Origin of the sequence: Nonlabens tegetincola (assembly GCF_002954355.1) — a bacterium.
GTDB lineage: Bacteria > Bacteroidota > Bacteroidia > Flavobacteriales > Flavobacteriaceae > Nonlabens > Nonlabens tegetincola.
The window spans coordinates 158,591-171,076 of sequence record NZ_MQVV01000012.1; the positions used below are offsets into that span (position 1 = coordinate 158,591).

Consider the following 12,486-nt stretch of genomic DNA (forward strand, 5'->3'; position numbering starts at 1 on the left):
ATGCGTAAAAAAGACTGTTTTTACGTAGGTACGATCGTAAACAAATTTAGTTTTAAAGGTGAAATCCTTGTCAAGTTAGACACTGATGAACCGGATCTTTTTCTTGAAATGGAATCAGTTTTTGTCGAAGTAGGCAAAAACTTGATTCCATTTTTTATTGAACGCAGTCAACTACACAAATCTGCATTACTGCGTATCAAATTTGAAGATGTAGACGATGAACCTACGGCAGATTCCTTGCTTCAGAAGGACCTGTATTTGCCTCTTACTGCATTACCGCCGCTTACAGGTAATAAATTTTACTACCATGAAATCATAGGTTTTACCATTGTTGATTCTAACTATGGCGAGGTAGGAATTGTAGATGGTGTTAACGATACAACCTCACAAGCTCTTTTTGAAATAAAGCAAGGTGAGAAAGAAATTCTTATACCAGTTCACGACGAGTTTATTTTAAGTGTAGACCGTGACAACAAACAAATTTTAGTAGAAACACCACCAGGTTTAATTGAGTTGTATTTAGAGTAATGAGTACGTTCTCTTTTAAACAGTTTGACATCGTTCAAGATAAGGTTGCTCAAAAGGTAGGTACCGACGGTGTTCTTTTAGGAGCATGGTGTAGTCTTGATAAGCAACCACACAAAATATTAGATATAGGATCAGGAACAGGGCTCATCTCTTTAATGTGCGCTCAACGGTTTCCACAAGCGTTTATTGAGTCTATAGAGATCGATCACGATGCCTTTGAGCAAACTGCATCCAATTTTGAATCTAGCAAGTTTAAAGACCAACTATATGCATATCATGCTAGCTTTCAAGAGTTTTATGATGAGGTTGATGAGCGCTATGATTTTATGGTGAGTAATCCACCATTTTATAATGCTCAGTCAATTAAATCTGATGATCAAATAGAGAGTCGTAGGCAACAAGCAAGATTTGACGATGCTTTACCTTTTGAAGAGCTTTTCTATGGTGTTTATAAGCTTCTTGCTATCGATGGTACTTTTGCACTCGTATTTCCTGTAGATAGAGAAGAACGAGTTCTTGAAATTGCCGATTACTTCACCATGATGCCTACACGTAAAATGTACGTACGTGGAACTGTGGATAGTCCTGTTAAAAGAGTGTTTATGGAATTACGCTTTCGCGAAAGCGTAATAAAATCCAATCAAAAACTAGTTACCCAGCATATGGTAATTGAACATTCTAGGCATGAGTATACCGATGAGTATATCGCACTTACAAAGGACTTTTATTTAAAAATGTAATCCTTATCATTTTTCTGGGCAATAAGTGAGCATTCTCTTATTTTTACGACCAATTCAAAAACTATTGGAACTACACTCAAACGATGTAGTTACTCTATACAAATTATATCTATGAAACCAGATCTATTTGAAGCACCAGATTATTACAACCTAGATGAGTTACTTACCGAGGAACACAAAATGATACGTGATGCAGCTCGTTCTTGGGTTAAACGTGATGTTTCACCTATCATTGAACAAGCAGCACAGGATGCCAAGTTTCCTGAGAGTATTATACCAGGATTAGCATCAATAGGTGCTTTTGGTCCTTATATTCCAGAAGAATATGGTGGTGCAGGATTGGACCAAATCTCTTATGGTTTGATCATGCAAGAAATAGAACGAGGTGACAGTGGTGTGCGCAGTACAGCATCAGTCCAGTCATCGCTAGTTATGTATCCTATATGGAAATACGGTAGTGAAGAACATAGAAAAAAGTTTTTACCTAAACTAGCAAGTGGTGAATTTATGGGCTCATTCGGTCTTACTGAACCGGACCACGGTAGTAATCCAGGAGGAATGACTACTAATTTTAAAGATGCTGGAGATGGAGAAAATATTATTTTAAATGGAGCCAAGTTATGGATATCAAACAGCCCATTTTGTGATGTGGCAGTGGTTTGGGCTAAGAATGAAGAAGGTCGTATCCATGGAGTTATTGTAGAAAGAGGCATGGAAGGTTTCTCTACTCCAGAGACTCATAACAAATGGTCTTTGAGAGCAAGTGCTACAGGTGAGTTGATTTTTCAGGATGTAAAAGTTCCAAAAAGTAATATTTTACCAGGTCGCTCTGGTCTAGGTGCTCCTCTTAGTTGTCTAGATAGTGCTCGTTTTGGTATTGCATGGGGTGCTATAGGTGCTGCAATGGATTGCTACGATACAGCGCTTAGATATGCAAAAGAACGTATCCAATTTGGGAAACCAATTGCAGCTTTTCAATTACAGCAAAAGAAGCTTGCCGAAATGATTACTGAGATTACCAAAGCACAACTACTAGCATGGAGATTAGGAGTGTTGCGTGAAGAAGGAAAGGCAACAAGCGCTCAAATTTCTATGGCAAAGCGTAATAATGTTGAAATGGCTGTTAAGATTGCTCGTGAGGCTCGACAAATTTTGGGAGGAATGGGAATAACAGGTGAATATAGTATCATGAGACATATGATGAATCTAGAAAGTGTTATTACTTATGAAGGAACTCACGATATTCATTTGTTGATCACCGGACTTGATATTACTGGAGAAAATGCTTTTAAGTAGGTAATCGTTAAATATATTATAGAGGCTGCCTACAACAATAGGCAGCCTTTTATTTTTGCACAAATTGAGCTATGAATACAACTATAATTGAATCTAGAATTAGTGACAATCGTAAAAGATTGTTGAGTCATCCTTTATACAATGCTATTTCTAATTTAGGAGATTTACAGGTTTTTACATCTCATCATGTTTTTGCTGTTTGGGATTTTATGTCTTTGCTCAAAGCTCTACAAAGAGAACTTACCTGTACAACTACTCCGTGGTTTCCTAAAGGTAGTAATGATACTAGATATTTAATTAATGAAATTGTTCTGGCTGAAGAATCTGATCTTGATCAAGATGGTAATAGATTGAGTCATTTTGAAATGTATTTAAATGCCATGGAAGGACTAGATGTTGATACAGATTTGATAGTAAATCAAATTGTAACGATTTCTAACCATAATAATCCTATTGAACAAATTTCAAAAACGGACATACCTGATTTTGTCAAAAGATTTTTGACCTTCACATTTGAAATTATTGAGCGTAATCAACCTCACGAAATTGCTGCTGCATTTACTTATGGCCGTGAAGATTTAATTCCTGAAATGTTTACTGAAATTCTTAAAGGAATGCGAGTAGAAGAAGGAGTAGATCTTACTGCTATACGATATTATTTTGATAGACACATTGAGTTAGATGGTGATGAGCACGGCCCAATGGCGCATAAAATGGTGGCTCTTTTGTGTGGCGATGATAGTGTGAAATGGGAACAAGCAGCACATGTCGCAAATGAATCCTTACAAAAACGTATTGAGTTATTTGATGGTATTTATGCAGCTATTGGGGTTCCAGAATTAGTCTAGTTGCTTAACAATTAGCAGTATTTAACTTATAAAAATATAGAGTAATTAATGAAATAGATATTTTTGAAGAATTAATCAATCAAATTAACGATATGAAAACTTTAAAAATTTTATTTCTGTCTTTACTAACAATTGCAACCATATCATGTGGTGATGATGATGGACCAGAAAATTTACCGGTAAATGCTGAGAATATTGCTGGAACTTATTCCTTGACTTTTTTTAGATCTCAAGAAACCTACAACGAAACGGTAAATGGTAGTACAGTAACAAGGGTATACCTAGAAGAAGGTACTGCCTTTAACAACGCCATTTTTGTATTTAATGCTAATGGTACTTACACGAGCTCTGGTACTTATACTTATGATTATGAAGAGCAAGTAAATGGTGTAGTAGTAGATACAGATACAGACATTGATTCCTTAACCAGTTCTGGGACTTATTCTGTAGTTGGAAATTCAATTTACTTGTCTGATGCAGATGAGACTTTTGAGGTGCAAACACTCACAAGTTCAAACATGACACTTTCACTTGATGAAGTGGATGGTGATTCCTCTTATGAGTTGGAAATACGCTTTACTAAGCAATAGAGAACATTCAAGTTATTAAATAAAAAAAGGCGCTTCATGATCATGAAGCGCTTTTTTTTGGTATTTTATAAAAGTTATAAAGTATCTCGTGATTCTTCTTTTTCTGCGATTCCAGAAATATCCTCAACTTTCTCTATTTGTGGTGCGTGTTTTTTGATGGTAAGTTCAACACCAGATTTTAAAGTCATTTGATTTACGTGACAACCTACACAAGTTCCCAATAATCTAACAATAACATGTTTATCGTCTTTTATCTCAACCAATTCAATATCTCCATTATCCCTTTGTAGAAATGGTCGGATTTCCTCTAATCCAGCTTCAACTGCTGCTTGTAATGCTGCTCCTGTCATTATTGCTTTTGTTTGTTCACCGGACTACATCCAGCCATAGTAGTTATTTTAATAGCTTGAGTAGGTGGTAAGTTTTCATTTCGTTTAACTGTTTCTTCAACTACATTACGAGTAATATCAATAAATGCTTGTTCAACTAGAGTATCTTCTTGCATGGCTGCAGGTCTACCTACATCGCCGGCTTCTCTTATCGTTTGCATTAATGGTAATTCTCCTAAAAATCTTACTTGTAAATCTTCTGCAAGATTACGTGCTCCATCCTTTCCAAAGATATGATATTTATTTTCAGGTAATTCAGGCGGAGTGAAATAAGCCATGTTTTCTATAATTCCTAGAACAGGAACGTTGATACTTTCTTGTTGGAACATAGCAACACCCTTGCGGGCATCTGCCAATGCTACATTTTGAGGAGTTGATACTACTACTGCACCCGTTAAAGGTAGTGATTGCATTATGCTTAAATGAATATCACCAGTACCTGGAGGAAGGTCAACTAGTAAAAAATCCAATTCTCCCCATGCAGCGTCAAAAATCATTTGATTAAGAGCCTTTGCTGCCATAGGGCCACGCCAAACTACTGCCTGGTCTGGTTGCGTAAAAAAGCCGATGGACAGTACCTTTACACCATAACTTTCCACTGGTTTCATTTTGGATTTTCCATCCACGTTAACAGAAAGTGGTTTTTCGTTAATCACATCAAACATAATCGTAGCACTAGGACCGTAAATATCGGCATCTAATAATCCGACACTAAATCCCATTTTTGCCAATGAAACAGCAAGGTTTGCTGTTACAGTAGATTTTCCTACACCACCTTTACCACTTGCTACTGCTATGATATTATCAATTCCTGGTATAGGTTTTCCTTTAATTTGAGGAGCTTTATTTTCTTGAACTGGTGCTTCAACCTTTAAATTAACTTTCACTTGAGCTTTTTGATAAACCTCTTTGTGAATAGCTTGTAGGATGGAAACTTCAGTTTTCTTTTTTGCTTGTAAGCTAGGATTGTTTATAGTAACATCAACCACTACCTCTTCTCCAAATACTATAACGTTTTTAATGGCTCCGCTTTCTACCATATTCTGTCCTTCACCAGGAACTGATATAGTTTCAAGAGCCTTGAGAACATCTTTTTTCTCTATTTTCATGGGTATCACTTAATCTGATTACAAAGATACAACCTAGTGACTTTAAAAAGGAGAAACTGTATAAAAGGATAGAGCGGTGTGATAAGATTTAATTATACTTAAAAATAAAAAGCGAGCCTTGAAAGGCTCGCTTTTTTAAATACTATAAAAGATATTTTTAAACAGTCATGATTTCTTTTTCTTTAACCACGATCATTTCATCAATTTTGGCAACATACTTATCAGTAAGAACCTGAACTTCTTGTTCTGCATTTTTAAGTTCATCTTCTGATAAATCAAGTTTTCTTAAATCATTAAGAGCATTTTTACGGTCATTACGCACACCTACTTTTGAATCTTCTCCTTCTGCCTTAGCTTGTTTTGCAAGTTGACGACGACGTTCTTCTGTCAAAGCAGGAACATTAATGATTATACTCTCACCATTATTCATAGGATTCAATCCTAAGTTTGCAATCATGATACCTTTCTCGATTTCAGGAATCATTGCTTTTTCCCATGGCTGTACACTTATAGTACGCGCATCGGGAGTACTTACATTTGCAACCTGGGTAAGTGGCGTTTGACTACCGTAATAGTCTACAGTCACGCTTCCTAACATAGCAGGACTAGCCTTTCCAGCTCGTATGTTAAGTAATTCTTTTTCTAAGTGCTTGATAGCACCATCCATAGCTTCTTTAGCTGTATCTAAAATAAAAGTTGATTCTTCGTTCATGATGTCAATTTATTGAGCACTTGTACAAATATATTGCCGTTTTCAATTATTGTACTCTTGTTCCTATTTTTTCTCCATTTAAAAGCTTTACTAAATTACCGTTTGTATTCATATCAAATACAATTATTGGTAATTTATTTTCTTGACTTAAAGTAAACGCTGTGGTATCCATTACTTTCAGGCCTTTATTAAGAACCTCTTCAAAGCTTATTAAGTCAAATTTAGTGGCGCTAGTGTCTTTTTCTGGATCTGCAGTGTAAATTCCATCAACTCTTGTTCCTTTAAGGATTACATCGGCTTCAATTTCAATAGCTCGTAGTACAGCAGCACTATCTGTTGTGAAATAGGGATTACCAGTACCACCGCCAAAAATTACGACACGTCCTTTTTCTAAATGACGTATTGCCTTGCGACGTATAAAAGGTTCTGCCACCTCATTAATTTTAATTGCAGTTTGCAGTCTAGTAGGTATTCCTGCATCTTCACAAGCACTTTGTAAGGCCAAACCGTTAATAACCGTTGCTAGCATTCCCATATGATCACCTTGCACGCGATCCATTCCTGCACTAGCACCTGCTACACCTCTAAAAATATTACCGCCACCAATTACAATGGCTACCTCTACACCCATATCAGTGACTTTTTTAATTTCTTGGGCATATTCTGCAAGACGTTTTGGGTCTATACCGTACTGGCGATCTCCCATTAACGCTTCTCCTGATAGTTTGAGTAATATTCTCTTGTATTCCATGGGTGTTTTTTACAAAGTTGTGCAAATATAATTGAAAGTAAATAGGAATGGAATAGGTGTGAGTTCGCTTTCGCGAAAGCGTATCTAAAAAAATTACATCAATAGTACGACTGAAGTATCTTTGCAAAAAAGTAAGGAAGATGTTTCAGTTAGGGAAAACCATAGTGTCGGACGATCTATTAGAAAAGGAATTTGTTTGTAACATAAGCGCTTGTAAAGGAATATGCTGTGTTGCTGGTGAGGCAGGCGCGCCGCTCGAGCAAAAGGAATTGGAAATTCTCGATAACGAGTATGAAAATATCAAACCCTTTTTAAATGATAAAGGTAGGGCCGCAATAGAGGAACAAGGTACCTGGATCGAGCGTGAGAATGGTGAATTGGAAACGCCCTTAGTAAATGGTGCCGAGTGTGCTTATACCATTTTTAATGAGGATGGAACTGCAAAATGTGGTATCGAGGCAGCCTATCATGCAGGTAAAACACCTTTTTACAAACCTATTTCTTGTCATTTGTATCCTGTGCGTATACAAGAATACACCGACTTTAGCGCAGTGAATTACCACAAATGGGAAATTTGTAATGATGCTTGTGAGTTGGGTAAAGAATTGTCGGTTCCAGTTTATAAATTTTTGAAGGATTCTTTGATACGAAAATTTGGTGCTCAATGGTATGAAGAGTTAGAGGACATCGCACAGAACTATAAGTAGGGTTATGTTAATGCTCTGGCATTTATTTTACAGCAGGTTTAACATAATTAGTAGGTTATTGATTCTATTTCAAAAAATGATTTTAATATCCTACTAAAGCTTTGTGAAGTGACCTGTATCTAACCTATGATCGTGCTAACTTGTAGGCAAATTAAAAAACAAAAGCTATGAGTTACACAGAAAAAGTTGCCAACAAGTTAAACGATTTATTAGAGAAAAACTACGACGCCGAAGCCGGTTACAAGGAAGCAAAAGACCAGGTAGATAGCAGTAGATTGAAAGATTTCTTTTCTCAACAAGCACAAGAACGATATGATTTTGGTCATGAGCTAAAATCTGAAATAAGAAGTTTTGGTCAAGAACCAGATAAAGGAACAAGTATCACTGGTGATGCCCATAGAGCATGGATGAATATAAAGTCTACCTTCTCATCTGATAAGGAAGAAACTATACTTGAAGAAGCCATACGTGGAGAAAAAGCGGCTGTAGAGGAGTACAATGAAGTTCTAGCCGAAACATCGCTGCCAGTTTCTACAAGAACAATTTTAACTAAACACCGAGACAACATTCAAACTGCACTTAATCGAGTGAATGCAATGGAGAATATTGCCTAAAATATTTTTTGTTTGGTTGATGAAAAGCCCCAATTACCATTTGTAATTGGGGCTTTCTTTCTTTAAAAATATAATTGGTTATTCTGCTGCAATAACTCTTATTTTCTTTTTAACCTCTTCGGCTATTTTACGTGCCTCGTTTATATCCTTATTAACTATGGTAACGTGCCCCATTTTTCTAAAAGGTCTAGTTTGTTTTTTACCATAAATATGAGGAGTTACTCCAGGCATAGATAGAATTTCTTCAATTCCATCATAAATAACATCGCCAGTATGATTTTCTTCACCTACAAGATTTACCATTACGCTACTTATAACACTTTCTGTATCACCTAATGGAAGGTTGCAAACACATCTTATATGTTGTTCAAACTGATCGGTCATAGAGCCTTCTATGGAATAGTGACCAGAATTATGAGGTCGTGGAGCTACTTCATTCACAAGTATTTCTCCATCCTTAGTCAAAAACATTTCTACCGCGAGTAAGCCTACATGATTAAAAGCCTCGCTCACTTTTAAAGCCACTTCACGTGCCTTATTAGAAATATCGTCACTAATCCTTGCCGGACACAACACGTATTCTACTTGATTAGCCTCTGGATGAAACTCCATTTCAACAACAGGATAGGTTTTCATTTCACCACTTGCATTACGTGCTACGATAACCGCAAGCTCTAGGTCAAAATCAATCATGTCCTCGTATAAACATGGTTGTTCAGGTAACTCTTTTAAATCATCTTGATTTCGAATTACTTTGACGCCTTTACCGTCATAACCGCCTTCGGCACTTTTCCAAATAAACGGGAATTCACGACCGTGATCCATTTTTGGAGAGTCATAGGTTTCAAAAGGACTAGTAGGAATATTTTGTGAGCGGTAAAACTCTTTCTGTCTAGATTTATTACGTATTAAATTAAGTACGCTGGCACTAGGTGAAACTGCAATGCCCTTATCTTCTAAATCTTGAAGTGCTTGTACATTGACGTTTTCAATTTCAATAGTAAGAACATCCACTTGTTCTCCCATTTCCATCACAGCATCGTAATTCATTATATCGCCTACAAAGAAAACGGTACTTCCTTCAAACGCCGGAGCCGTTTCAACATCGTCCATGACATAGGTTTGAATGTCCCATTTGCGCGTTGTATAAAGCATCATCTTGCCCAATTGGCCACCGCCCAAAATCCCTAATCTAAAGTCTGAAGAAAAATAAGTTTGTTCCATGCTTCAAAAATAAGCACGTTCAATAGAAATTGGCTATTTTCATTATAACTATCTTTGCATAAAAGCTACGAGTTGATCAAACTACACGACCTTTATTTTAAACCCTTTATGAGCGCTAGGGAAATTGATAGCGCGGTTGATAATCTTGCCTATCAACTTAATCGTGATTTAGCAGATAAAAAGCCAATATTTCTCGGGATTCTGAATGGTAGTTTTATGGTCCTTGCAGATTTGGTGCGCAAATTTCAGCATCCTTGTGAAATAGCATTTATCAAGGCAAAAAGTTACGACGGAACACAAAGTACTGGTCAAGTAAAGTTAGAAGGATTGGATTTAGATTTATCCAATAGGACAGTCGTGGTAGTAGAAGATATAGTAGATACTGGACTTACTGTGGTCACGCTTTCGCGAAAGCTAACACAACTAAATCCCAAAGAACTACTAGTAGCTACCTTGTTTTTAAAACCTGATGTTTACAAACAAGAACTTAAAATAGACTACGTAGGTCTTAATATTGAAAACAAATTTGTCGTGGGATACGGCATGGATTATAATAATTTGGGGAGAGAATTACCCCAGCTTTACGTACAAACTAATAAAATGAAAAACATCGTATTATTCGGTCCTCCTGGTGCTGGAAAAGGAACTCAAGCAGAACGTTTAAAGGAAAAATACAACCTCGTTCATATTTCTACAGGAGACGTTTTTAGATACAACATCAAAAATGCAACAGAACTAGGTACCCTTGCAAAATCTTATATAGATAAAGGAGATTTGGTTCCTGATGAGGTAACGATCAAAATGCTTAAAGCCGAAGTCGAAAAAAATCCTCAAGCCGAAGGTTTTATTTTTGATGGGTTTCCTAGAACAAACGCTCAAGCCGAGGCACTTGATAACTTATTGCAGTCCATGGATACTGAGGTAAGCGGTATGGTTGCACTAGAAGTAGAAGATGAAATTTTAGTAAAGCGTTTACTTGAAAGAGGAAAAACAAGCGGTCGTGCCGATGATGCTAATGAAGATGTTATTAGAGACCGAGTAAAAGTTTATTATAAGCAAACAGCACCACTTAAAGACTACTATGCTGCTCAAGACAAGTATTATGGAGTTGATGGAGTAGGAGCTATTGATGAAATTACACAGCGATTGAGTGTAGAGTTTGATAAGTTATAACATTGACCTCACTCTAAAAATGCGATAAGCATTATTAATTAAATAAGAAATTGAAAAAATGACCGAAGGAAATTTTGTAGACTATACTAAGATACACTTAGAATCTGGTCGAGGCGGAAAAGGTAGTACGCACTTGCACAGGGAAAAGTATGTAGAAAAAGGTGGTCCAGATGGTGGAGATGGTGGTCGTGGTGGTCATATTATTCTTAAGGGTAATAAAAATCTTTGGACCTTATATCACTTTAAATTCAAACGACATTTTAAAGCCGGCGCAGGAGGAAATGGTGCCAAGCAACGTCGTACTGGTGAGGATGGTCAGGATGTAACCATTGAACTTCCTATAGGAACAGTGGTTAAAAATGCTGAAACAGGCCAGGTCATTACCGAAATTCTAGATGATGGTCAGGAGTTTATCATCTGTGAAGGAGGAATGGGTGGTCGTGGTAACTGGCATTTTAAAAGTTCTACCAATCAAACTCCTAGATATGCGCAGCCTGGTACCGAAGGTGAGGAACTGGATGTGATTTTTGAACTTAAAGTTCTTGCAGATATTGGATTAGTAGGATTCCCTAATGCAGGTAAATCTACTTTATTATCAGTTCTAACATCGGCTAAACCTAAAATTGCCAATTATGAGTTTACTACTCTTAAGCCTAATTTAGGAATTGTAGAATATCGTGATTTCAAAACTTTTGTCATAGCCGATATTCCAGGTATTATTGAAGGCGCTGCAGAAGGTAAGGGAATAGGGCATAGATTCTTAAGACATATAGAGCGTAATTCAACCTTATTATTTCTAATTCCGGCTGATGCGGATGATATCAGTGCAGAATATGATGTACTAGTAAATGAGTTGAAAAAATACAATCCAGAACTATTAGATAAAGAGCGCTTTATTTGTATATCAAAATCTGATATGCTAGATGATGAACTTATGATAGAAATGAGGGAATCACTAGATGATCAAGGAGCTTTCCAAGGAAGGCCTTATATGTTTATTTCTAGCGCTACACATTACAACCTAACCGAGTTAAAGGATCAACTATGGAGCATGCTCAACAAATCTGCCGAATAAGTTTTTGTTCATTATTTCTTATTCTTTTCTTTTCTATTGAGCTCACAGCTCAAGAGTATTTAGGAGAGTGGAGCTTTAAGGAAGTTGATACGACAGCCATTCAAGGTGTAAAACCAACAGCTGTTGAACTTAATAGATTAGCTAGGATGTTTCAAGACCTATCTTTTAAATTGAATAAAGACAATAGCTCTGTCCTTAACTTTGCTGGAAAATCGTACAACTTAACCTATGAGATTGAAGAAAATGTAATTAGGTTTAGTGATAAAAGTGGAGTATTCTACTGGAACGGTGATGAAACAGGAGTGCTAGTTTCTGGAAATGCACATCTCATCATGCATAAAGGAAAGGTAGCTAATACTAAAGTGAATTACTCTTATATTAAAAAATTAGAGTATGCTACCATTGAAGTTGATACGGTCAAACTTCTTAAAAAATGGAAAACTGAAGAGGTAAGAATGCGCGATCAATCACCAGAGTCTTCTAGGGAAGAGCTTCTACTTCTTGATTTTTCATTACACTTTTTATCTCCTGAAATTGTTTCGACTAAAGTTTTGTTTATGGACGCTAAACTTAAATGGGAAACAACTGAAGATAAAGGAATTATATTGATAGAAAGTAAAAATCAATCTTTTAAAAAATGGGCTGTTTACCAACAAACTGATAGCAGCTTACTAATTGAAGATTTAGAAAAAGGCCACATTTTCTATATGGTAGAAGTAACTGAATAATT

General features: G+C 36.4%; 15 protein-coding genes. 10 read left to right on the top strand and 5 right to left on the bottom strand.

Annotated features, from left to right (window positions below; genetic code table 11):
• From rimM to BST93_RS04530, 5 genes are all read left to right on the top strand, one after another.
• A complete protein-coding gene (gene rimM / locus BST93_RS04510) occupies positions 1-528 on the top strand; it encodes a ribosome maturation factor RimM (RefSeq protein WP_105018244.1) in 528 nt (175 codons plus the stop codon).
• Entirely contained in the window at positions 528-1,268 is a 741-nt protein-coding gene (locus BST93_RS04515) for a tRNA1(Val) (adenine(37)-N6)-methyltransferase (RefSeq protein WP_105018245.1), read from the top strand. The genes rimM and BST93_RS04515 overlap by 1 nt, the downstream gene beginning before the upstream one ends.
• A 111-nt stretch (positions 1,269-1,379) precedes the next feature.
• A complete protein-coding gene (locus BST93_RS04520; RefSeq protein ID WP_042276030.1) occupies positions 1,380-2,564 on the top strand; it encodes an acyl-CoA dehydrogenase family protein in 1,185 nt (394 codons plus the stop codon).
• A gap of 71 nt (positions 2,565-2,635) precedes the next feature.
• Positions 2,636-3,412 (top strand): DUF3050 domain-containing protein, encoded by a 777-nt coding sequence (locus BST93_RS04525; protein WP_042276029.1) that lies wholly within the window; start codon positions 2,636-2,638, stop codon positions 3,410-3,412.
• A gap of 92 nt (positions 3,413-3,504) precedes the next feature.
• Positions 3,505-4,002 carry a hypothetical protein gene (locus tag BST93_RS04530; protein WP_105018246.1) on the top strand — a complete coding sequence of 166 codons (498 nt, stop codon included), beginning with the start codon at positions 3,505-3,507 and terminating at the stop codon, positions 4,000-4,002.
• A 74-nt stretch (positions 4,003-4,076) separates the two neighbouring features.
• On the opposite strand, the gene BST93_RS04535 is transcribed toward BST93_RS04530, so the two are convergent.
• From BST93_RS04535 to pyrH, 4 genes are all read right to left on the bottom strand, one after another.
• Positions 4,077-4,352 carry a NifU family protein gene (locus tag BST93_RS04535; RefSeq protein ID WP_042276023.1) on the bottom strand — a complete coding sequence of 92 codons (276 nt, stop codon included), beginning with the start codon at positions 4,350-4,352 and terminating at the stop codon, positions 4,077-4,079.
• Positions 4,352-5,500, bottom strand: coding sequence for an Mrp/NBP35 family ATP-binding protein (locus tag BST93_RS04540; RefSeq protein ID WP_105018247.1), 1,149 nt, complete (start codon positions 5,498-5,500; stop codon positions 4,352-4,354). The genes BST93_RS04535 and BST93_RS04540 overlap by 1 nt, the downstream gene beginning before the upstream one ends.
• Before the next feature lie 157 nt (positions 5,501-5,657).
• Positions 5,658-6,212 carry a ribosome recycling factor gene (frr, locus tag BST93_RS04545; protein WP_085774069.1) on the bottom strand — a complete coding sequence of 185 codons (555 nt, stop codon included), beginning with the start codon at positions 6,210-6,212 and terminating at the stop codon, positions 5,658-5,660.
• 46 nt (positions 6,213-6,258) lie between these two features.
• Positions 6,259-6,963 (bottom strand): UMP kinase, encoded by a 705-nt coding sequence (pyrH, locus tag BST93_RS04550; RefSeq protein WP_042276018.1) that lies wholly within the window; start codon positions 6,961-6,963, stop codon positions 6,259-6,261.
• A 140-nt stretch (positions 6,964-7,103) separates the two neighbouring features.
• Between pyrH and BST93_RS04555 the strand changes: the two genes are divergently transcribed.
• A complete protein-coding gene (locus BST93_RS04555; RefSeq protein ID WP_042276016.1) occupies positions 7,104-7,670 on the top strand; it encodes a DUF3109 family protein in 567 nt (188 codons plus the stop codon).
• A 167-nt stretch (positions 7,671-7,837) separates the two neighbouring features.
• The gene (locus BST93_RS04560; protein WP_042276014.1) at positions 7,838-8,284 is read left to right on the top strand and encodes a ferritin-like domain-containing protein; all 447 of its coding nucleotides are present in this window, start codon (positions 7,838-7,840) and stop codon (positions 8,282-8,284) included.
• Positions 8,285-8,362: 78 nt separating this feature from the next.
• On the opposite strand, the gene BST93_RS04565 is transcribed toward BST93_RS04560, so the two are convergent.
• Positions 8,363-9,508, bottom strand: coding sequence for a 5-(carboxyamino)imidazole ribonucleotide synthase (locus tag BST93_RS04565; RefSeq protein WP_105018248.1), 1,146 nt, complete (start codon positions 9,506-9,508; stop codon positions 8,363-8,365).
• Between the two features lie 72 nt (positions 9,509-9,580).
• Here BST93_RS04565 and BST93_RS04570 point away from each other — a divergent pair, with 72 nt between their 5' ends.
• From BST93_RS04570 to BST93_RS04580, 3 genes are read left to right on the top strand one after another with little or no spacing between them, the layout of a single operon-like run.
• Positions 9,581-10,681: an adenylate kinase gene (locus tag BST93_RS04570; RefSeq protein ID WP_105018249.1), complete on the top strand. Its 1,101-nt coding sequence runs from the start codon at positions 9,581-9,583 to the stop codon at positions 10,679-10,681.
• 58 nt (positions 10,682-10,739) lie between these two features.
• Positions 10,740-11,756, top strand: coding sequence for a GTPase ObgE (gene obgE, locus BST93_RS04575; protein ID WP_105018250.1), 1,017 nt, complete (start codon positions 10,740-10,742; stop codon positions 11,754-11,756).
• Positions 11,726-12,484, top strand: a complete 759-nt coding sequence (locus tag BST93_RS04580; RefSeq protein WP_105018251.1) for a hypothetical protein — start codon at positions 11,726-11,728, stop codon at positions 12,482-12,484. The genes obgE and BST93_RS04580 overlap by 31 nt, the downstream gene beginning before the upstream one ends.
• Positions 12,485-12,486 lie beyond the last annotated feature (2 nt).